We start from the raw sequence: 21,525 nt of genomic DNA on the forward strand, positions 1-21,525 counted from the left end.
ATGCGGCGCTCAGGCTGCGAGACGCGAAATATCCGCGACGCAGTTCATCTGTTGATGGAGCGCGCCCAGCAGCGCGAGGCGGTTCGCACGCAGCGCCGGATCTTCGGCGTTGACCATCACGTCGTTGAAGAACGTGTCGACGGGTTCGCGCAGCGCGGCGAGCGCCGACAGCGCGCCCGTGTACTGACGCTCGGCCAGTTGCGACTGCACGCGCGGCGCAACCTGTTCGAGCTGCGCATGCAGCGCCTTTTCGGCCGCTTCGACGAGCAGCGTGACCTGCACGCCGCCCGCGTTCGCGCCTTCCGACTTCTTCAGGATGTTCGAAATGCGCTTGTTCGCTGCCGCGAGCGACGCCGCTTCCGCCAACGCCGCGAATTCACGCACTGCATCCAGACGCGCGACGATGTCGTCGAAACGCGTCGGGTTCAGTGCGAGTACGGCATCCACTTCACCTGCCGAGTAACCGCGTTCGCGCAGCTGCCCACGCAGACGGTCGATGCAGAATTCGTAGATGGCCTGCGTCGAATCCGTGACGTTCGGCACGTTCGCGAATTGTGCGTAGGTGGCGCGCAGCAGTTCGACGAGATCGATCGGCAACTGCTTTTCGACCAGGATACGCAGCACGCCGAGCGCATGACGACGCAGCGCGAACGGATCTTTTTCGCCCGTGGGTTGCAGGCCGATGCCCCAGATGCCGACCAGTGTCTCGAGTTTGTCCGCGAGCGCGACGATCGTGCCCGTCGTCGTGGACGGCAAGGCGTCGCCGGAGAAGCGCGGCTGATAGTGCTCCGAGCACGCGAGCGCGACTTCTTCCGGCTCGCCGTCGTGACGGGCGTAGTACGTGCCCATCGTGCCTTGCAGCTCGGGGAATTCGCCAACCATGTCGGTCAGCAAGTCGGCCTTCGCGAGATGCGCACCGCGCTTCGCGAGCGCGACATCCGCGCCGATCATCTGCGCGATCGCGCCGGCCAGCGCTTCGAGGCGCTCGACGCGTTGCAGCGCCGAACCGAGCTTGTTGTGATACACGACGTTCGCCAGCTGCGGCACGCGGTCGGCGAGCGGACGCTTCTTGTCCTGCTCGAAGAAGAACTTCGCGTCGGCAAGACGCGGGCGCACCACGCGCTCATTGCCTTCGACGATTTCGCCAGGCGTCTTCGTCTCGATGTTCGACACGATCAGAAAGCGCGAGCGCAGCTTGCCGTTCGAATCGGTGAGCGCGAAGTATTTCTGGTTGGTCTGCATCGTGAGGATCAGACATTCCTGCGGCACTTGCAGGAACTCGTCCTCGAACGTGCACGCGTAGACGACGGGCCATTCGACCAGCGACGTCACTTCGTCGAGCAGCGACTCGGGCATCACGACTTCGTCGCCGTTCGCCTGCGCGAGCAGATGCGTGCGGATCGTTTCCTTGCGGGCCGTGAAATTCGGCACGACGTGACCGCGATGCATCAGCGTCTCGGCGTAATGATCCGGGTGCTGGATCTGCACGAAGCCTTCGGACAGGAAACGATGGCCGAGCGTGGTGTCGTCCGCGTCGATGCCGAATGCCGTGACGGGCACGACTTCCTTGTCATGCAGCACCGTCAGACGATGCACGGGGCGCACGAACTGCACGTTCGATCCGTCCGGGCGCTGATACGTCATGACCTTCGGAATGGGCAGCTTGGCGAGCGTTTCGTCGAGCGCGGTTTGCAGGCCTTCGGCGAGCGTCGCGCCAGGCGCCGCGTAGCGCAGGAAGAACGCGTCGGCCTTGCCGTCGTTCGCGCGTTCGAGGTCGTTGATCGAGAAATCGGGGAAGCCGAGCGCCGCGAGTTTCTTCGCGAGCGGCGGCGTGGGCTGGCCGTTCGCGTCGAGCGCAACGGACACGGGCAGCACTTTTTCTCGCACGTGTTTTTCCGGCGCGACGTTGCGCACGTTCTTGATGGTCACGGCGAGGCGGCGCGGCGTCGCGTAGCGTTCGAACTGCAATTCGCCTTCGATCAGGTCGCGCGCCGCGAGGCGTTGCGCGATGCCTTCCGCGAACGCATCGCCGAGACGCGCGAGCGCTTTCGGCGGCAGTTCTTCGGTCAGCAGTTCGACGAGCAGGGTGGCTTGATGGGATTGCGTCATGTCTTCTTGGTCTCGTCAGTCCTGGTCGATCTTGCGTTCGACTTTGAGCGGCGGCGCCCACGCGGGCATCGCGGCGTCCTGTTCGTCGGTGGTGAGGCCGGGCACGCCGTGCACGGGATTGCCGAGCATCGGGAAACCGAGTTTTTCGCGCGAGTCGTAATACGCCTGCGCGACGAGGCGCGACAGCGCGCGAATGCGGCCGATATACGCCGCGCGCTCCGTCACGGAGATCGCGCCGCGCGCGTCGAGCAGGTTGAACGTATGAGCGGCCTTCAGCACGAGTTCATAAGCGGGCAGCGCGAGCGGCACTTCGATCATGCGCTTCGCTTCACTTTCGTAACTGTTGAAGAACGTGAACAGCAGATCCGTGTTCGCGTGTTCGAAGTTGTATGTCGACTGCTCGACTTCGTTCTGGTGATACACGTCGCCATACGTGAGGCGGCGCATTTCGGGACCATTCGGGCCTTGCTCTTCCCACTCGGTCCAGATCAGGTCATAGACGTTCTCGACCTTCTGCAGATACATCGCGAGACGCTCGAGACCGTAGGTGATTTCGCCGAGCACCGGCTTGCAGTCGAGGCCGCCAACTTGCTGGAAGTACGTGAATTGCGTCACTTCCATGCCGTTGAGCCACACTTCCCAGCCGAGACCCCACGCGCCGAGCGTCGGATTTTCCCAGTCGTCCTCGACGAAACGCACGTCGTTCTGCTTCAGGTCGAAGCCGAGCGCTTCGAGCGAGCCGAGGTACAGGTCGAGGATGTTTTCCGGCGCGGGTTTCAGCACGACCTGATACTGGTAGTAGTGCTGCAGGCGGTTCGGGTTTTCGCCATAACGGCCATCCTTCGGACGGCGCGACGGCTGGACATACGCTGCCCGCCACGGCTCGGGGCCGATTGCGCGCAGGAACGTGTGGACGTGGGACGTGCCCGCGCCGACTTCCATGTCGATCGGCTGGAGCAGCGCGCAACCCTGCTTGTCCCAATAGGATTGCAGCGTCAGGATGATTTGCTGAAACGTGAGCATGAAGTGCCTTGAAGGGTGCCTTTCAGGCAGGACGCGGATGCCGTGCGGCTTGCGTAGCGCGCGTGCCTTGCTGGCCGTACGCCCCGCAGCCGGCCGGTTGCGCGGCCCAGTGCTGTGAAACCCTGAATTTTACCGGATTGCCGGTGGCTTGAGACTTTCTGGGGCCTGGTGGTTCAACGGGGGGCGCGTCGTTGTGCCTGTGTGCGCGTTTTGCGCTGCGCTGCCCGTTGATTCTGATGTTAGGCGTTGTTGTTTGTGTTGCCGTTCTTTTTCAGGCGGCCCGACCGATCGCGGCCCGGCCCGAATGCAAAACCGAACGCGAGGAACAGCAGCGAAACGGCGAGCACGGTGTTGTTGCCGCTCGTCACGTACGGCGTGAAGCCGGTCGTGCCTTGCACCGTCGTTTCGATCGAACCTTTTGTGAACGCCGGCAAACGCGCGACGACGTTGCCGTGCGCGTCGATCGCGGCCGTCGCGCCCGTGTTCGTCGCGCGCAGCATCGGACGGCCGGTTTCGAGCGAACGCATGCGCGCAATCTGCAGGTGTTGATCGAGCGCGATGGTGTCGCCGAACCACGCGAGATTCGTCGAATTCACCAGCACGCCTGCCGGCACGTCGCTTTCGCGCACGGTACGCGCGATTTCCTCGCCGAAGATGTCCTCGTAGCAGATATCGACGGCAACCGGCTGGTTGTGCACAATAAACGGCTTCTGCACCGCCGGGCCGCGGGCGAAATCGCCGAGCGGGATGCTCATCAGATTCACGAACCAGCGGAAGCCCCACGGCACGAACTCGCCGAATGGCACGAGGTGATGCTTGTCGTAGCGGTACACGCCGGCTTGTCCCGGCGTAATGCCGAACAGGCTGTTGGTGTAATCGACGACGCGTCCTTCCGGCGTGATCGTTCCGCCGACTGCGCCGAACAGGATCGACGAGCGCGTCGAATCGGAGAAATTGCGCACGGCACGCGCGAACGGTTCGGGGATCGCCTGCGCGAGCACGGGAATCGCCGTTTCCGGCGTGACGATCAGATCGGCGGGCTTTTCGGTGATCAACTGCTGATATTCGTCGATAGCCGCTTTCACGCCCGATTCTTCGAACTTCATGTCCTGCTTTACGTTGCCTTGCAGCAGGCGCACGGTGAGCGTCGCGTTGGCGGGCGTGGTCCACGAAACGAGCGGCAGCACAAGGCCCGCTGCGATCAGCACGATGGCGATCACCGCTGGCGTCACGACGCGCGCGGTGCGCGGCAAAGCTTGCGTGCTGCCGCTTTTCGGTTCGCGCGAACGCAGCAGCGCTTGCGCGATCAGCGCGGCGACGAGCGCCAGGACCCAGCCGACGCCATACACACCGACGATCGGCGCGAAACCGGCAAACGGCCCGTCGACCTGCGGATAACCGCTCGCGAGCCACGGAAAGCCGGTGAACACGGTGCCGCGCAGCCACTCACCGATGGCCCACGCGCTCGCGAACGCGAACGCACCGTGCCAGGTGGGCGAAAACGGCTGGGTATCGACGAGTTTTCCGTTGCGCGCGTGTCCCGCGCAGAACGACCAGACGCCCGCGGCAAGCGCCGGGTAGACGGCGAGATACAGCGAGAACAGCACGAGCGCGGCGCCCGCGAGCGGCGCCGGCATGCCGCCATAGAAGTGCATGCTCACATACAGCCACCACACGCCCGTCACGTAATTGCCGAAGCCGAATGCGAAGCCGGTGAGGGCGGCGCTTTTCCAGCCCGTCGTGCGCGTGAGCCACGCGAAGAAGAACACGAAGATCGCGAGTTCGAGCCAGCCGCCGTGCGGCGTCGGGGCAAACGAGAGGGTATTGAGCGCGCCGGCGGCTGCCGCGGCGAGGTAGTGCCACCACGGCAACGTCCGGGCGCGCCCGATGTTTGCATCGGCTGCGTCGGGCGTCACGCCGCGGCGCAGACGGGAAGTGATCGGGTCGGCCATTGTTGCGTGGTCGGCTTCAGGGAAACTGAAAAATCAGGTTTGCACGTGCTGGGCGTCGCGTTCGCGCTGCCCCGCGAGCGGGTCGCGGCGCACGAGCAGCATGTGGATCTGGCGTGCGTCGGCGCGCAGCACTTCGAAAATCAGGTCGTCGATTTTCACCTTTTCGCCGCGATGTGGCACGCGTCCGAAATGGTGCGTAACCAGCCCGCCGATGGTATCGACTTCCTCGTCCGAATAGTGCGTGCCGAACTCTTCGTTGAACTGCTCGATCTCGGTCAGTGCGCGCACACGGAAGCGGCCATCCGGTGAAGCGATGATATTGCCGCTTTCCTCGTCGAAATCGTATTCGTCCTCGATATCGCCGACGATCTGCTCCAGCACGTCTTCGATCGTGATGACGCCCGCGACGCCGCCGTATTCGTCGACGACGATGGCGATGTGATTACGGTTCACGCGAAAGTCGTGCAGCAGCACGTTCAGGCGCTTCGATTCGGGGATGAAGACGGCGGGGCGCAGCATGCCGCGCACATCGGCTTCTTCTTCCGCGTAGTAGTGCAGCAGGTCTTTCGCGAGCAGGACGCCGATGACGTTGTCGCGGTTGCCTTCGTACACGGGGTAGCGTGAGTGCGCCTTTTCCAGCATGTACGGGATGAATTCGTCGGGCGCGTCCGCGATGTTGATCGCGTCCATTTGCGCGCGCGGGATCATGATGTCGCGTGCGCAGAGCTCGGAAACCTGGAACACGCCTTCGATCATCGACAGCGAATCGGCGTCGATCAGATTGCGTTCGTGCGCGTCCTGCAGGATTTCGAGAAGTTCGCCGCGAGAATCGGGCTCGGGCGAGATGAAGTCGGTCAATCGCTCGAGGAGAGAGCGTTTTTCCTGGGGTTTGTCGCTGGTATGGCGTCGACTGGGATACGAATCGTTCATGGTGGTGCGCCCGGAAAGCTGGGCGCGCTGTTGCAGAGTGTTAAGGATACACCACGGGAGTGGCAGGACTGTGTCCTCGCGTTGAGTCGCGTTTTTCTGGTCTGATCGACCGGGATTGCTGCAGGTTTCGCGGTGTTTGTGATCTTTCCAGCTGGGCGGCTCGTTTTTATCCTAACTGATATCTGGTTTTTGAGGGGTGTGGAGTCAAAAATCTGGGGTTTTTTGTCTGCGACGCTGGGCTTGCTTTTGCTTTTGCTTTCGCTGGCATCCGCGAATTGTTTTTGGTCTGCCTGGGTTGCCCCTGTGCGGGGCGGCACTTACTTTCTTTGCCGCCGCAAAGAAAGTAAGCAAAGAAAGCGGGCTAACACCGCCAATTCTTGACCACCGCCTGAGGGCCCCCAACGGGTCTTCCGCTTCACACGGCAACCGCTCCGTTTGAATGCGCGTTGCCAACGCCTTGAATAATCGCCTCACCCGCTCCAATCACCCGTAGCACCGCCAGCGGCAGCGAATGGTTACGGTCGCCCAGGTGGCAAACTGTGTGTAGGTCGTAGTGCTCCACGCATTGGCGCTGCTACGACACCGATCCTGCTTTTCGGCCCGGAGTGAGTGCGTGTACGCCGCGAAAGCCTACACACAGTGTGCTGCTATAGAACGTGAGCGATTTGATCGCGCGTGTGGCGACGCGAGAGTGTGAAGCGGGTGATGAGCGAATTCGAAGCGTTGGCAGCGGGCATCGAGAAGAGTGTTGCCGCGAACAGGACGGGGCCGTTGGGGGCCCGTGGGCAAGAAGAAGAGTTGGCGGTGTTCAGCGGCTTTCTTTTGCCTACTTTTCTTTGCCGCGGCAAAGAAAAGTAGGTGCCGCCCCGCACAGGGGCAACGCTAGCAAACCAACAACATTAAGCGGATGCCACCACAAAACCAAACCAAACCAAACCAAAACCAAACCAAAACCAAACCAAAACCAAAACCAAACCTAACCCTTACACCGCGCCAGCAACCCTTCCAACGCCCGATCCGGCATCCCACTCTCCCGCAAGGCTTCAACAGTCCGGCTCACATAATCCAGCGTTGTCCCATACCGCCCAGAAGCACACCCAAGCACGGTCTTAACAACGTCGTCAGACAATTTACCGGTGTAAGAAGCCACATCCCGTCGCATCACGAACGCGAGCGCATCGACTCGCCGCCCATCGGCGAGAACGCATGGCAGCCACGCCGGCCGATACGAGCCCATTGCCATTTCACGGCGCCACAGCGCATCGAGATGCGGCATCGCGCCCTCAGCCGCAAGCCTGAACGCAATGCCACTGCACGATCCGCCGCGATCCAAAGCAAGCACGAGCCCCGGTTGCTCCGGCGTGCCGCGATTCACGCGTGACCACAGATACAACCCCCGGTGATATCCATGCACCCGCGAGCGCAATGCCTCGACAGTCGGCAGACCGGGATTCCAGATCAACGAACCATAGCCAAACAGCCAGAGATCGGTCTTGCGATCCCAATCGCGCAACGCGCAATCAAGCGATGCACGCAGCTCGTCGTCCGTCAAAAGGCGCGATTCGCCCAGCGACGGCGGATAGTCGGGACAGGGCAGGCGCGTTGACGGTGGCGTGGTAAGAGGTTGGCTCACGGTGATTCGATCGGTTGGCTCGCTGAAGATTCAGAGCCCGCAATCGACACATCAACGCCGGCTCTACGTTCCTGCTGTCGAGCCTTATTCGTACGGGTCAGGGAAACCGAGCTTGCCGAGCACTTCGGTTTCGATCGCTTCCATTTCTTCGGCTTCTGCCTCGTCCTCGTGGTCGTAACCCTGCGCGTGCAGCGCGCCGTGGACCAGCAGATGCGCGTAATGCGCTTCGAGCGGCTTGCCCTGTTCGTTTGCTTCCTTCTCGACGACCGGGCAGCACAAAATCAGATCGCCCGTCACGGGATCGTCTTCCGATTCCGCGTAAGCAAAGGTCAACACGTTGGTGGCGTAGTCCTTGCCGCGATACGTGCGATTCAACGTCTGGCCTTCTTCTGCATCGACGAAACGCACGGTCAGTTCGGCATCCGCGAACAGCGCGGCCTTGATCCACGCGGCAACCGTTGCCTTCGGCAACAGCGCCTTGTGTTCGGGCCACGCTTTTCCAGCGGGAAATTGCAGGTTCAGCGACAGTTTCGGGGCGCGGTTCATGCGTCGTGATTCATGCGTCGTTCTTCGTAGCGTTCATGTCCGGATTACTTCGCGGCTTCGGCTTCCGCGGCCGCTTCTTTCTTCGAAGCCGCGTCGTAAGCCTCGACGATACGCGCCACCAGCGGATGCCGCACCACGTCCGCGCTCGTGAAGCGCGTGAGCGCGATGCCGCGCACGTCCGCGAGCACACGCTGCGCTTCGATCAGGCCGCTCTTGTGGCCGCGCGGCAAGTCGATCTGCGTCGTGTCGCCCGTCACCACGGCCTTCGAGCCGAAACCGATACGCGTGAGGAACATCTTCATCTGCTCAGGCGTGGTGTTCTGTGCCTCGTCGAGAATGATGAACGCGTGATTCAGCGTGCGGCCGCGCATGTAAGCGAGCGGCGCGATTTCGATCATCTGGCGCTCGAACATCTTCGCCGTCTTGTCGAAACCGAGCAGATCGTAGAGCGCGTCGTACAGCGGACGCAGATACGGATCGACCTTCTGCGCGAGATCGCCAGGCAGGAAGCCGAGGCGCTCGCCCGCTTCGACAGCAGGACGCGTCAGCACGATGCGCTTGACCTGATCGCGCTCCAGCGCATCGACGGCGCAGGCGACGGCCAGATACGTCTTGCCCGTACCCGCCGGACCGATGCCGAACGTGACGTCGTGCGAGACGATCTGCTTCAGATATTCGCGCTGCGCCGGCGTGCGGCCGCGCAGGTCGGCACGGCGCGTGTACAGCTTCGGACCGAGTTCTTCCTCGTTTTCGCCACCATCATGCACGGGTTCGTCGAACGGATGGTCGGGGTCGCCGCGAAAACGGGGATCGACTTCCGTCTCGCCGTTTCCGCCCGAACGCCCATTGGCAGCCGGATGGCGCGCTTCGACGAGCGCAAGCTGGATATCGTCGACGGACAAAGGATCGCGCGCGTTGTTGTAGAAATTTTCCAGCGCGTTGAGCGCGATCTTCGCGCCGCGCCCGCGAATGCTGATGCGATGACCGCGGCGCTGCAGCGTGACGTCGAGCGCCTGCTCGATCTGCCGCAGGTTTTCGTCGAGCGGCCCGCAGAGGTTGGCAAGCCGCGCGTTGTCTTCGCGCGGCGCAGTGAATTCCAGATGTTGCTGAGAGGTCTTCAAGGCTTGAGTTCGGTCCTGTCGGTGCGCTACAGCTTAATGAGTGGCGGGCGCGGTGTCGTGAACCATCACGAGTTCGCCGCGCAGCGAATGCGGATACGCGTGCACGATCTTCACGTCGATCATCTGTCCGATGAGGCGCGCGTGCGATTCCACCGGCGCCGGGAAATTCACCACGCGGTTATTCTCGGTGCGGCCCGCGAGTTCGTTCGGGTCCTTGCGCGCCGGGCGCTCGACCAGAATGCACTCGACCTTGCCGACCATCGCTTCGCTGATGCGCTGCACGTTTTCTTCGATGGTGGCCTGCAGATGCTGCAGACGGCGCAGCTTCACTTCGCGCGGCGTGTCGTCGTGCAGGTTTGCGGCGGGCGTGCCGGGACGCGGGCTATAGATGAACGAGAAGCTCGTGTCGTAGCTCATGTCGTGCACGAGCTGCATCATTTTCTCGAAGTCTTCTTCCGTCTCGCCGGGGAAGCCGACGATCATGTCCGTCGACAGCGACAGGTCCGGGCGGATCGCGCGCAGCTTGCGGATCACCGACTTGTATTCGAGCACGGTGTAGCCGCGCTTCATCGCCATCAGGATGCGGTCGGAGCCGTGCTGCACGGGCAGATGCAGATGGCTCACGAGCTTCGGCACCTTCGCGTAGGTGTCGATCAGGCGCTGCGTGAATTCCTTCGGATGCGACGTCGTATAGCGGATCCGCTCGATGCCCGGAATGTCCGCAACGTATTCGATCAGCGTGGCGAAATCGGCGATTTCGGTCGCGCCGAGTGTCATCGCGCCACGATACGCGTTCACGTTCTGGCCGAGCAGCGTGACTTCGCGCACGCCCTGATCGGCGAGACCGGCGATTTCGGTCAGCGCGTCGTCGAGCGGACGCGACACTTCTTCACCGCGCGTGTACGGCACGACGCAGTAGCTGCAGTACTTGCTGCAACCTTCCATGATCGACACGAACGCGCTCGGGCCATCCACTTTCGCGGGCGGCAGGTGATCGAACTTCTCGATTTCAGGGAACGTGATGTCGATCTGCGGACGGCCGCTCGCGCGGCGCTGGTCGATCATCTGCGGCAGACGGTGCAGCGTCTGCGGACCGAATACGAGGTCCACGTACGGCGCCCGCGACACGATCGACGCGCCTTCCTGGCTCGCCACGCAACCGCCGACGCCGATCAGCAGATTCGGGTTCGCTTCCTTCAGTTCGCGCACACGGCCGAGGTCGGAGAACACTTTCTCCTGCGCCTTTTCGCGCACCGAGCAGGTGTTGAACAGAATGACGTCAGCGTCTTCGGGGGTGTCGGTCTTGACGAGGCCTTCCGCCGCGCCGAGTACGTCGACCATCTTGTCGGAGTCGTACTCGTTCATCTGGCAGCCAAAGGTCTTTACATAAACTTTCTTGGTCATCGAGTGTTCGCCGGTCGCAGCAATTAATCTGGGGGCGTCAATAAAAGGTGAAGAGATGAAAAACGCGTGGCGCCACAGCGCGGAAGATCGGGCCGGAGCGCCCGAAACGCGTTTTTATAGCGTAGTCCAACATTATAGCCCTTTGCGACGTGGGGCTTTGGCGGCGTGCCGGCGCGTCGTTTAAACGCCAGGATCCGTGTCTGCAACCGATTTTCGGGCTCGCGCGGGACGTTTGTGCGCGGTGTCCAGCGGCTGCGGCAGGCCGAGCTGCGCCTCCAGTTCGCCCGTCGTTCTGGCGAAGCGCTCGGCCAGAAAATCCAGCAGTACGCGCACGCGCGGCGCCATGAAGCGGTTGCGGTGGTAAAGCGCGTGCAGCGGCGCGTCGGGATAGCGCCATTCGGGCAGCAGCACGCGCAGGCCGTCGCTTTTCAGATCGGCTTCGACGTCCCACATCGACTTGATCACGATGCCGTAGCCGCGCAGCGCCCACTCGCGAGCGACGGCGCCGTCGTTGGTTTCGCGCGCGGATTCGAGCGGGATCGTGTACGTAACCGTCTCGTCGTCGCGCGTGAAGCGCCATTCGTTGACGGGGCCGGATGCCGTGCCCAGCACGATGCAGTCGAATCGGGCCAGATCGAGCGGATCTTTCGGCTCGCCGCGCCGCGCGATGTATTCCGGCGACGCGCACAGCACACGCGGATTCGGCGCGAGCCGCCGCGCGACCAGCGAACTGTCCTGCGGCACGCCGAAGCGGATCGCGAGGTCGATGTCCTCCTGCACCAGGTTTTGCAGCGAATCGGACAGCGTGAGCGCGAACGTCACATCTGGATAAAGCGTGTTGAACTCGTCGAGCCAGTGCATCAGCAGATTGCGCCCGAAATCCGATGTCGCGGAAATGCGCACCTTGCCGCGCACGGCATTCTGGCCGGCCTGTAGCGCAGCTTCGGCATCGTCGAGTGCGCGCAGCGCCTGCTGGCAGCAGCTGAGATAAAGACGGCCTTCGTCGGTGAGGCGCAACTGCCGCGTGGTGCGCTCGAACAGGCGCGCCTTCAACCCGCCTTCGAGCTTCGCCAGACGCGCGCTCGCCGCCGCGGGCGTCAGGCCGAGCTTGCGGCCCGCCGCCGACAGGCTGCCCAACTGCGCCGCTTCGACGAAGAGCCGGATGTCACCCAGGTTGTCGGTCATTATTCGACGCCATTTGAAAATCCTTCAAATGGTACGCCAATTATCAAAAGTGCGAGCTTCGGGGACAATCCGATCCTGATAACGCGATATCCGCGTTTACCCGGAGCACGCATCATGCATCTCGACCACGCGACGATCGTTACCCCTGATCTCGACGCCACCCGACAGTTTTTCGTCGATGTCGTCGGGTTGGAAGAGGGCGCTCGCCCGCCGTTCGGTGTCGGCGGCTACTGGCTTTACGCCGATGGCGGCCCCGCCGATGGCCGCCCGGTGATTCATCTCGTCGATTCGACCTTGCCGGGCCATGCCGGCCGCGTGACGCCGCGCATCGACCACCTCGCGTTCCGTCTCGACGACGGCGCGCAGTGGCAGGCGCTGCGCGCGCGGCTGGACAAGGCCGGCGTCGCGTATCAGACCGCCGATGTGCCGCTTTCGGGTGAAGTGCAACTGTTCGTCGCGCTGGCCGCGTCCGTCGTCATCGAATTCGTGACGGCGGCGCGCAATGTCCAGCGCGCGTCCTTCTGAATCGTCTGGAGCTTTCCATGCCCATTCCATTGCTTGCGCTCGCGATCAGCGCATTTGCCATCGGCACCACCGAGTTCGTCATCATGGGCTTGCTGCCCGATGTGGCGAAGGATCTCGCCGTGTCGCTTCCTTCTGCCGGTCTGCTGGTCAGCGGCTATGCGCTCGGCGTGGCCGTCGGCGCGCCGCTCTTGGCCGTCGTCACCAGCAAGATGCCGCGCAAGCTGGCGCTGCAATTGCTGATGGGCGTGTTCATTGTCGGTAACGTGCTGTGCGCGATCGCGTCCGACTATTCGGTGCTGATGATCGCGCGTGTCGTGACGTCGTTTGCGCACGGCTCGTTCTTCGGCATCGGCGCGGTGGTGGCTGCATCGCTCGTGCCGCAGGAAAAGCGGGCGAGTGCGATTGCGCTGATGTTCACGGGCCTTACGCTCGCGAACGTGCTCGGCGTGCCGTTCGGCACGTTCATCGGCCAGATGTTCGGCTGGCGCACGGCGTTCTGGATCGTGGCCGCGTTCGGCGTGCTGTCGCTCGCGGGTGTTACGGCGCTCGTGCCGAACCGGCATGACACGGGTCCGGCGGGTCTCGGCCATGAAGTGCGCGTGCTGAAGGAGCCGCAAGTCTGGCTCGCCCTGACGATGACGGTGCTCGGGTTCGGCGGCGTGTTCGTCGTGTTCACCTACATCGCGCCGATTCTCGAACAGGTGAGCGGTTTCACGCCGCACGGTGTCACGCTGATTCTCGTGCTGTTCGGCGTCGGTCTGACGGTCGGCAATACGATTGGCGGCAAGCTCGCGGACCGTTCGCTGATGCCGTCGCTGATGGGCATTCTGATCGCGCTCGCTGTGGTGATGGCCGTGTTCGCGCACACCAGCCATTCGCAGATTGCGGCTGCCATTACCGTCTTCATCTGGGGTATCGCGGCCTTCGCGACGGTGCCGCCGCTGCAGATGCGCGTGGTCGAAAAGGCGAAGGCGGCGCCGAATCTGGCGTCGACGCTCAATATCGGTGCGTTCAACGTTGGCAATGCGGGCGGCGCGTGGCTTGGCGGGCTGGCAATCAGCCACGGCTATGGACTCGACGCATTGCCTTACGTGGCGGCTCTGGTTGCGCTGGCCGCACTGGCACTGACGTGGATTGCCGCGCGGATGGATGCGCCCGCAGCTGTTGTTGCGCGTGACGTGCGCGAGCGGGTTTGAGTTTGGCGCGCGGCCATTGAACGGCCGCGTGATCGAGCGAGTATGTCGATGCCCACGCAACGATGCGTGGGCATTTTTTTCGTCTGATGCTTTCAAAGTCCGCGTGCTGAACGCATCGCACGTCAGCGCATAAGGGTCCTCTGCGATCGTGATAACAGTGTGAAGATAACTTCGTTGGGCGCGGGAAAACCGGGTGCTAGTCTTGCCTCCACTAGTGCTTGCTCCGCACCGATGCGGAGCTTCTGGAGGCAAATCATGCAGTCACCGCTTGCGCTCGTACGCGACCGCGCGTCGGAAGGTCACGACGCAGCCCACGCCCACGACGAAACGCGTTCCACCGAATTCGATGCGCTCGAACACCGCGTCGGCGTGAATCTCGCGCGGCTGCGCGCCGAGCGTCAGTTGTCGCTCGACGCGCTGGCCCGCGCGTCGGGTGTTTCGCGCGCGATGCTCGCGCAGATCGAATCGGCGCGCAGCGTGCCGTCGATCAAAGTGCTGTGCAAGGTCGCGGCGGCGTTGAAAGTATCGGTCGCGGCGTTCCTGCGGCAGCATGCCGTGAATGGTTTCGAGCATTTGCCGGCGGATCGCTCGGCGCGCGTCGTGACATCGAATGGCCGTTACTGGACGCGCGCGTTGCATCCCGACGCCGAGCCGTCGACGGCCGAATTTCACGAGCTGCGCATCGCGCCGCTGCACACTGAGCCGGGCACGCGCCGCGCGCCGGGGACGACGGTCAACCTCGTCGTGAGCGTCGGCACGCTCGAAGTCAGCGTGCACGACCGGCGTCAGCTGCTCGCGACGGGCGACTCGATCGTCTTCGATGCCGACCAGCCGCACAGCCTGCGCAATCCCGGCGACACGGAAGCGCGCGCGTTTCGCGTGACCGTGAATGCGGAGACGCCGCCGCGCTGGGACGTGCCGCAGGAAACGCATCACGATGCGCCGCTTGCGCATTCCGAAGGATGAGGCACGAAGAAGCACGAAGTACGCGCGGGCTGCACGCCGCGCGAGGTTGTTGTATGCTCTGCGAGCCGGATCGATCCGGTAATCAGTACGTCTTCAGGGCGGGGTGAAATTCCCCACCGGCGGTATGCAGATGGCGCGTTTCATGATGCGCAAGTCTGCGAGCCCGCGAGCGCCTGCGTTGTCGTTTGAGTTGCAGGGTCAGCAGATCTGGTGAGAGGCCAGAGCCGACGGTTAGAGTCCGGATGGAAGAAGATGTGCAGATAGTCATCTGAGTCTCCTGTCGATGGGAGTGTGCGCTTTCGCGTTGCTTCTGTTCCATGCGGGATGGCGGCTTTTGTGCTGCTCGTTGAGCGGCGCGCTGTCCGTTGCTGTGTGGCAGCCGTTTGCGGCTGACGGGGTGCGTTTGTCTCGTTTGTCTGTTTGCAATGCCCTGAAACGTTTTTCGCCCACACTCTTGCGAGGAGCGTTTCACATGTCCGTAGTATCTGCATCTGCTGCATTCGTCTGGCCTGCGCCTTCCGTCGTCGCTGAAGACGCTTCTGCCGATCTTCCCCTGCTTGCCACTGAACCTGTTCCGCCGCGTATCGCCGCTGCGCTTGACGCGTTGCGCGAGGGCCGTGCCGTTGTGCTTCAGGACGATCACGATCGTGAGAACGAGGCTGATCTGATCATGTCGGCGGAGCGCATGAGCGTCGAGATGATGGCGCTGTTCATCCGCGAATGCAGCGGGATTGTGTGTTTGTGTCTGAACGACGACAAGGTCCGCGCGCTCGAATTGCCGCCGATGACGGCTCACAACGAGAGTCGCAATACGACGGCCTTTACGGTGTCGATCGAAGCACGCGAGGGTGTGTCGACGGGGGTGTCGGCGGCTGATCGTTTGACGACGATTCGTGCGGCGATTGCCGATAACGCGAAGCCGGCCGATATCGTGCGGCCGGGCCACGTGTATCCGTTGCGCGCGATGCCGGGCGGCGTGCTGGCGCGACGCGGTCATACAGAAGGCACCGTCGATCTCGTGACTTTGGCGGGGCTTAAGCCCGCTGGTGTCCTGTGCGAGTTGATGAACGCCGATGGCACGATGATGCGGGGCGATGATGTTGAGGTTTTTGCCGCTCGGCATCGGATGCCTATGCTGACTATTGCTGAGCTTGTTGAGTTTCGGAAGGTGTTGGCTGCTGCGCGGGAGTTGGTGGAGGCGTAGGGATGTTGTTGTTGTTTGGGTTTCGCTGGCATCCGCGTTTTGTTATCGGTCTGCTAGCGTTGCCCCTGTGCGGGGCGGCACCTACTTTTCTTTGCCGCGGCAAAGAAAAGTAGGCAAAAGAAAGCCGCTGAACACCGCCCGTTCTTGACCACCGCCTGAGGGCCCCCAACAGTTCCTCCGCTTCACGCGGCAACCGGCTTTTCACTGCCCGTTGCCAGCGCTCTGAATGGACGCCTCACCCGCTTCTCACTCCCGCGTCGCCACACGCGCGATCAAATTGCCCACGTTCTATAGCGGCAAACTGTGTGTCGGCTTTTGCGACGTATGCGGTCCACTCCGGACTGAAAAATACGGTCGGTGTCGTAAGAGCGCTGACGTGTGAAGCACTACGCCCTACACACAGTTTGCCACCTGGGCGGCAGTGACCATTCGCTGCCGTTTGCTGCGCTACGGGTGCTTGATGTGGGTGAGGCGCTCATTCGAAGGGCTGGCAACGGGCATTGAATGGCAGAACGCCGTTTGAAGCGGAAGACCCGTCGGGGTCCCTCAGGCAGTGGTCAAGTAAGGGCGGTGTTAGCCCGCTTTCTTTGCTTACTTTCTTTGCGGCGGCAAAGAAAGTAAGTGCCGCCCCGCACAGGGGCAACGCTAGAAGCACGAAGGCACATCGCGGATGCCAGCGCACACCCAGGCAAACCGATCAGCGTCGCAAAGACAACCAAAAACCTACGACTGCACGTCCCCAAACTCCCCCCGCAATCCACCCTCCAGCAACGCTGGCAACTCCCCCATATGCTGCATGATCCGAGTAATCCCCATATTCCGCAGCACATCGGCGTAGCCATCAGGAATATGACTAGCCCCAACAAACGCGATAGTGAACATGCCAGCCGCGCGAGCGGCATTCAACCCAGCGACGCTATCTTCAACAACAACGCAGCGCGCCGGCTCGACCCCTAACTGCTGCGCAGCAAACAGATAAACATCCGGATAAGGCTTCGGCCGCGCAACCTGCTCAGCGCTAAACACCCGGGACCCAAAAATCTCAGCGAGACCAGCGCGGCGAACGGAAGCACTCACCCGCGTCATCCTGCTATTCGACACGACAGCCGCCGGCAACGTCACACGCTGCAACGCATCCCGCACGCCACTGATCGCCGACAGCGACGATGCCAACTCAGCCTCGACATTCGCCTCGACAGTCTGCAGAAAATCGGCGGGCAGCTTGATATCGAACGCCGCTTCGACGCTCTCCAGAAAACGTGATGTCTGCTGACCGAAAGCGGTCCCGCAAATCTCATGGAAATCCAGCGTCGGAAAAGTGGCGGCGAGCGTGTCGTGCATCACGCGGTCGGCGATGACTTCACTGTCGACGAGCACACCGTCGCAGTCGCAAATAAGATGATCGATCATGCGGAAAACAGAAGAAAAGCGCCGCCCGCAAACGTCGATGCACACGCATCGCCGCGAGCCCTACAGCGAACTGAAAGCGACATCATACGGCCTTTGCTGTCCCGCGCGCCGCATTGGGCACGCGGAACAAAGCGGCGCAAGCGCGCGTTCGATCAGGGTGCGTCAGCCCAGGCCTTCGCGGCGCGAATCGCGCGCTGCCAACCGTCCAGACACGCTTTCGCCTGATCGGCCGGCATCGACGGCGAGAAGCGATGTTCGAGCTTCCACTGGCTCTGCAATTCGTCGATATCCTTCCAGTAGCCCGTTGCGAGGCCAGCGAGATACGCGGCGCCGAGTGCCGTCGTTTCGCTGACCTGAGGACGCACGGCGTCGACGCCGAGAATGTCGGCCTGGAACTGCATCAGCAGATTGTTCGCACACGCGCCACCGTCAACGCGCAATTCGTCGATATGAATGCCCGAGTCCGCTTCCATCGCCTTCAGCACATCGACGGATTGATACGCGATCGAATCGAGCGCCGCGCGCGCGATATGCGCCGACGTCGTGCCGCGCGTGACGCCGAACAGCGTGCCGCGTGCGCGCGCATTCCAGTGCGGCGCGCCAAGGCCCGCGAACGCCGGCACCAGATACACGCCGTCGCAATGTTCGACGCCGCGCGCGAGCGCTTCGATCTCCGACGCGCTGCGGATGATGCCCAAGCCATCGCGCAGCCATTGCACCACCGCGCCCGCGATGAAGATGCTGCCTTCGAGCGCATAGTTCACCTGATCGCCGATCTGCCAGGCGATCGTCGTCACGAGATTGTTCTTCGACTCGATCGGCTTCGTGCCCGTGTTCATCACGAGGAAACAGCCGGTGCCGTAGGTGTTCTTCACCATGCCCGAGCGCGTGCACATCTGGCCGAACAGCGCGGCGTGCTGGTCGCCCGCGATGCCCGCGAGCGGAATCTTCGACGCGAATACGGTGGTCTTGGTCGGCCCATACACTTCAGACGACGGGCGCACTTGGGGCAGCATGCTGCGCGGAATGTCGAGCGCGTCGAGCAGCTCGTCGTCCCATTGCAGCGTGTGAATGTTGAAGAGCATCGTGCGCGAAGCGTTGGTGACGTCGGTGATATGCAGTTCGTGCTTGGTGAAATTCCACACGAGCCAGCTGTCGACCGTGCCGAACGCGAGCTTGCCCTGCCGCGCCTTTTCGCGTGCGCCATCGACGTTATCCAGAATCCAGCGGATCTTCGTCGCGGAGAAATACGAATCGATCGGCAAGCCGGTCTTCGCGCGGAATTTCGCTTCCAGCCCTTGTGCTTTCAACTGGTCGCAGAAGTCGGCCGTGCGCCGGTCCTGCCATACGATCGCGTTGTAGATGGGATGGCCCGTTTCGCGATCCCACACGATCGTCGTCTCGCGCTGGTTCGTGATGCCGATCGCGGCAATCGCCGTGCCGTTCAGCCCGGCATGCGTGACGGCTTCAGCGGCGACGCCCGCCTGCGTTGCCCAGATTTCCTGCGGATCGTGCTCGACCCAGCCCGGATGCGGATAGATCTGCTGAAATTCCTTCTGTGCGACCGAGACGACATTGCCCTTGCGATCGAACAGCATCGCGCGCGAACTCGTGGTGCCCTGGTCTAGCGCCAGGATGTACTGATCCTGCATCGTCTCTTCTCCATGCGTTTTTGTCGGACCGGCGCGGCGGCGCGCTCAGGTCACGCGATAAATTGCTGCCTGCGCGGATTGTTGCATGCGCGGCGGCGCGGCGGAATCGCCGCGCGTTGTCTGCGCGCGCGTGCCTGAAGGTCAGGCGTGCTGCTTCGCGGTCGCTCGGGCGAACCACGCGTCGATGTCGCGGGTGACGCTTTCGAGCGTGCCCGGCTCGACGTGCAGGCCGAGCTTTGAACGACGCCACAACACGTCCTGCGCCGTCGTCGCCCATTCGGATTCGCGCAGATAGCGCAGTTCGGCTTCATAGAGGCCAGGCGAAAATTGCTGGCCGAGATCGGCCAATGAGCGCGCTGAGCCGATCACACGTCCGGCGCGCGTGCCGTAAGCCCGCGCATATCGACGTGCGAGCCCAGCGGGCAGCCATGCATGCTGCTGCGCGAACTGCGCCGCGAAGCGCTCGAAATCCGCGTGCGCGATATCGCCGCCGGGCAGCGGTGCGCCCGCTGTCCACGTCGGCTTGTCGTGCTGCAACGCGCGCGTGAGATCGTCGACGGCTTCTTCGGCGAGCTTGCGGAACGTCGTGATCTTGCCGCCGAACACCGACAGCAATGGTGCTTCGCCAGCAGGCGCATCGAGTTCGAGGCGGTAGTCGCGCGTCACGGCTGACGGGTTGTCCGCGTTCTCGTCTTCCAGCAGCGGACGCACGCCGGAATACGTCCAGTACACGTCGCGCGGCGCGATGTGCTGCTTGAAATAGCGGTTGATCGAATCGCACAGATACTGCGTTTCGGATCCTTCGATCGCCACCTTCGACGGATCGCCCTTGTATTCGAGGTCCGTCGTGCCGATCAGTGTGAAGTCGCGCTCATACGGAATCGCAAAGATGATGCGCTTGTCCGGGTTCTGGAAGATGTACGCGTGATCGTGATCGAACAGCTTGCGCACGACGATGTGGCTGCCTTTCACGAGCCGCACGCTGTAATTCGCTTCGCGTGCGAGCGGGCCGCGCAGCAGTTCGCCGACCCACGGACCCGCCGCATTCGCGATCGAACGCGCGCGCGCTGTCAGCATGGAGCCGTCCGCGCGCTGCAATTGCGCATGCCATTCACCATTCACGCGTTTGGCGGCGATCAGCTTCGTACGCGTCAGGATGGTCGCGCCGCGTTCCTGCGCATCGAGCGCGTTCAGCACGACGAGACGCGCGTCGTCGACCCAGCCATCCGAATACACGAAGCCGCGTTTGATCGAATCGATCAGCGGCTTGCCCGCGGCGTGCTTGCGCATGTCGATGCCGCGCGAGCCGGGCAGCAATTCCCGACGCGCAAGGTGGTCATAGAGAAAGAGGCCGGCGCGAATCAGCCACGCGGGCCGCAGATCGGGCATATGCGGCATCACGAAGCGCAGCGGCCACATGATGTGCGGCGCGGCGCGCAGCAGCGTCTCGCGTTCCTGCAGCGCCTTGCGCACGAGCCCGAACTCACGGTACTCCAGATAGCGCAGGCCGCCGTGAATGAGCTTGGTGCTGGCCGACGACGTATGCGCGGCCAGATCGTCCTGTTCGCACAGCAGCACGGACAGACCGCGGCCCGCTGCGTCGCGCGCGATGCCCGCGCCGTTGATCCCGCCGCCGACGACGAGCAGGTCGTAAATGGAGTCTTGCGTCACCCGGAATGCCCCTGAGGGAGGAAAAAGTAGGGTTGATGTGAGTTCGTAATGTTCGTTTTCGAAACTTTAATGAACATATTCGAAAAAGTAAAGTTCGACTTGCCGCATATCGGTGCGCGATTTTGCGCGCCGGTGGCAGGATTCGCGCGCCCGGACGATACTTCCGGCAACGAGCCGTACGACGGCGATACGAGGTGAAATTCATGCGTGGAATCTGGAAGACGGGCGCGGGGGCGCTGGCAATCGCGGCAGCGCTGGCGGGTTGCGTGAGTACGCCGAGCCTGAACGGGACGCTGGGCGCGCCGTCGTTCGCCGATTTGCAGGCAATGTGCGGAAGCCAGCCCGCCGATTACGGCAGCGACGCGCAATCCGTCTATGTGACGCTATTCGACGCCTATGTGGCCAACAAGCGCGGCGGGGTATCGAAGGCGGATTACTGCGCGTTCCAGACGGCGCTTGCCCAGCGCTACGCGGCGCAGGGCGCGAGCACGGATCCGCAGATGCGCAACCAGTGGGTCGAGTTCTTCAACGCACAGCGCGTGAAAGCGCTGAGCTGGCGCGCCGCCGTCGATCCGACGCTGCGCAGCGGCTGAGCGCTCACGCCGACGCGCCGCTCAACCATGGCGGGGCGGGCCCGAAAACATAAAGACGGCCAGGCGGGCAATGCCGCGTGACCGTCCAGGCGTCCGTATGATCGCGTGTCCGTTGCGAACACGCCCCCGGCCGCAGGGATCTGACAGGCAAACGCGTATAGGTATATAGCGCGCTCGATTGCCGTCAGGAAAAGCGCTTGATCGCTCGAAGAGCCGTATCGCCCGATTCCGTGATGCGCCATTGTTGCAAGCCCGACGCGAGTTTTTCGAGCTCCACCAACTGCCGTTCGAGCAGTGCATCAAGCTCTTCGCGTTCCATATCGACCTGGTTAGGGGCGTCCTTGACGAGCAACAACGTGGCGAATTCATGCGGACTCAGCATCGTTTCTCTCCATGTCAAGCGTA

19 protein-coding genes and 1 riboswitch are annotated in these 21,525 nt (G+C 62.8%); of the genes, 6 read left to right on the forward strand and 13 right to left on the reverse strand.

The window, feature by feature from the left end:
• Positions 1-9: 9 nt before the first annotated feature.
• From glyS to G3O01_RS05625, 4 genes are all read right to left on the reverse strand, one after another.
• Complete coding sequence (gene glyS / locus G3O01_RS05610) at positions 10-2,109, reverse strand: glycine--tRNA ligase subunit beta (RefSeq protein ID WP_205803531.1); 2,100 nt, start codon at positions 2,107-2,109, stop codon at positions 10-12.
• Between the two features lie 15 nt (positions 2,110-2,124).
• The gene (glyQ, locus tag G3O01_RS05615) at positions 2,125-3,132 is read right to left on the reverse strand and encodes a glycine--tRNA ligase subunit alpha (RefSeq protein ID WP_205803532.1); all 1,008 of its coding nucleotides are present in this window, start codon (positions 3,130-3,132) and stop codon (positions 2,125-2,127) included.
• 239 nt (positions 3,133-3,371) lie between these two features.
• Entirely contained in the window at positions 3,372-5,084 is a 1,713-nt protein-coding gene (lnt, locus tag G3O01_RS05620) for an apolipoprotein N-acyltransferase (RefSeq protein ID WP_205803533.1), read from the reverse strand.
• Positions 5,085-5,117: 33 nt separating this feature from the next.
• Positions 5,118-6,014, reverse strand: coding sequence for a transporter associated domain-containing protein (locus G3O01_RS05625; RefSeq protein ID WP_205803534.1), 897 nt, complete (start codon positions 6,012-6,014; stop codon positions 5,118-5,120).
• Positions 6,015-6,719: 705 nt separating this feature from the next.
• On the opposite strand from G3O01_RS05625, the gene G3O01_RS05630 reads away from it, so the two are divergent.
• A complete protein-coding gene (locus tag G3O01_RS05630; protein WP_205803535.1) occupies positions 6,720-6,872 on the forward strand; it encodes a hypothetical protein in 153 nt (50 codons plus the stop codon).
• 118 nt (positions 6,873-6,990) lie between these two features.
• On the opposite strand, the gene G3O01_RS05635 is transcribed toward G3O01_RS05630, so the two are convergent.
• The 5 genes from G3O01_RS05635 to G3O01_RS05655 all read right to left on the reverse strand — a co-directional run bounded on the left by G3O01_RS05635 (position 6,991) and on the right by G3O01_RS05655 (position 11,903).
• Positions 6,991-7,647: a gamma-glutamylcyclotransferase gene (locus tag G3O01_RS05635; RefSeq protein ID WP_205803536.1), complete on the reverse strand. Its 657-nt coding sequence runs from the start codon at positions 7,645-7,647 to the stop codon at positions 6,991-6,993.
• A gap of 84 nt (positions 7,648-7,731) precedes the next feature.
• Positions 7,732-8,193 carry an rRNA maturation RNase YbeY gene (gene ybeY / locus G3O01_RS05640; RefSeq protein ID WP_205803537.1) on the reverse strand — a complete coding sequence of 154 codons (462 nt, stop codon included), beginning with the start codon at positions 8,191-8,193 and terminating at the stop codon, positions 7,732-7,734.
• Between the two features lie 44 nt (positions 8,194-8,237).
• Entirely contained in the window at positions 8,238-9,314 is a 1,077-nt protein-coding gene (locus tag G3O01_RS05645) for a PhoH family protein (RefSeq protein ID WP_205803538.1), read from the reverse strand.
• Positions 9,315-9,347: 33 nt separating this feature from the next.
• Positions 9,348-10,718, reverse strand: a complete 1,371-nt coding sequence (miaB, locus tag G3O01_RS05650) for a tRNA (N6-isopentenyl adenosine(37)-C2)-methylthiotransferase MiaB (protein WP_205803539.1) — start codon at positions 10,716-10,718, stop codon at positions 9,348-9,350.
• Positions 10,719-10,898: 180 nt separating this feature from the next.
• The gene (locus G3O01_RS05655; protein ID WP_205803540.1) at positions 10,899-11,903 is read right to left on the reverse strand and encodes a LysR family transcriptional regulator; all 1,005 of its coding nucleotides are present in this window, start codon (positions 11,901-11,903) and stop codon (positions 10,899-10,901) included.
• A gap of 114 nt (positions 11,904-12,017) precedes the next feature.
• On the opposite strand from G3O01_RS05655, the gene G3O01_RS05660 reads away from it, so the two are divergent.
• The 4 genes from G3O01_RS05660 to ribB all read left to right on the forward strand — a co-directional run bounded on the left by G3O01_RS05660 (position 12,018) and on the right by ribB (position 15,794).
• On the forward strand, positions 12,018-12,428 hold the full coding sequence (locus G3O01_RS05660; protein ID WP_205803541.1) for a VOC family protein: 411 nt from the start codon (positions 12,018-12,020) through the stop codon (positions 12,426-12,428).
• A 17-nt stretch (positions 12,429-12,445) separates the two neighbouring features.
• Positions 12,446-13,624 carry an MFS transporter gene (locus tag G3O01_RS05665; RefSeq protein WP_205803542.1) on the forward strand — a complete coding sequence of 393 codons (1,179 nt, stop codon included), beginning with the start codon at positions 12,446-12,448 and terminating at the stop codon, positions 13,622-13,624.
• Positions 13,625-13,879: 255 nt separating this feature from the next.
• Complete coding sequence (locus G3O01_RS05670; RefSeq protein ID WP_205803543.1) at positions 13,880-14,590, forward strand: XRE family transcriptional regulator; 711 nt, start codon at positions 13,880-13,882, stop codon at positions 14,588-14,590.
• An 85-nt stretch (positions 14,591-14,675) separates the two neighbouring features.
• Positions 14,676-14,848, forward strand: a riboswitch (FMN riboswitch).
• 214 nt (positions 14,849-15,062) lie between these two features.
• The gene (gene ribB / locus G3O01_RS05675; protein ID WP_205803544.1) at positions 15,063-15,794 is read left to right on the forward strand and encodes a 3,4-dihydroxy-2-butanone-4-phosphate synthase; all 732 of its coding nucleotides are present in this window, start codon (positions 15,063-15,065) and stop codon (positions 15,792-15,794) included.
• A gap of 723 nt (positions 15,795-16,517) precedes the next feature.
• Here ribB and G3O01_RS05680 read toward each other — a convergent pair.
• The 3 genes from G3O01_RS05680 to glpD form a co-directional block, all read right to left on the reverse strand.
• Positions 16,518-17,204, reverse strand: a complete 687-nt coding sequence (locus G3O01_RS05680) for an HAD family hydrolase (RefSeq protein ID WP_205803716.1) — start codon at positions 17,202-17,204, stop codon at positions 16,518-16,520.
• Between the two features lie 152 nt (positions 17,205-17,356).
• The gene (gene glpK / locus G3O01_RS05685; protein ID WP_205803545.1) at positions 17,357-18,856 is read right to left on the reverse strand and encodes a glycerol kinase GlpK; all 1,500 of its coding nucleotides are present in this window, start codon (positions 18,854-18,856) and stop codon (positions 17,357-17,359) included.
• Between the two features lie 141 nt (positions 18,857-18,997).
• Positions 18,998-20,527 carry a glycerol-3-phosphate dehydrogenase gene (glpD, locus tag G3O01_RS05690; RefSeq protein WP_205803546.1) on the reverse strand — a complete coding sequence of 510 codons (1,530 nt, stop codon included), beginning with the start codon at positions 20,525-20,527 and terminating at the stop codon, positions 18,998-19,000.
• Positions 20,528-20,730: 203 nt separating this feature from the next.
• Here glpD and G3O01_RS05695 point away from each other — a divergent pair, with 203 nt between their 5' ends.
• Positions 20,731-21,120, forward strand: coding sequence for a hypothetical protein (locus G3O01_RS05695; protein WP_205803547.1), 390 nt, complete (start codon positions 20,731-20,733; stop codon positions 21,118-21,120).
• A 184-nt stretch (positions 21,121-21,304) separates the two neighbouring features.
• Here the strand turns inward: G3O01_RS05695 and G3O01_RS05700 are convergent, their stop codons facing one another.
• Entirely contained in the window at positions 21,305-21,502 is a 198-nt protein-coding gene (locus tag G3O01_RS05700; RefSeq protein WP_012399841.1) for a hypothetical protein, read from the reverse strand.
• Positions 21,503-21,525: the final 23 nt, after the last annotated feature.

The sequence above is a fragment of the Burkholderia sp. Ac-20365 genome (assembly GCF_017104715.1).
Taxonomy (GTDB): Bacteria; Pseudomonadota; Gammaproteobacteria; order Burkholderiales; family Burkholderiaceae; genus Paraburkholderia.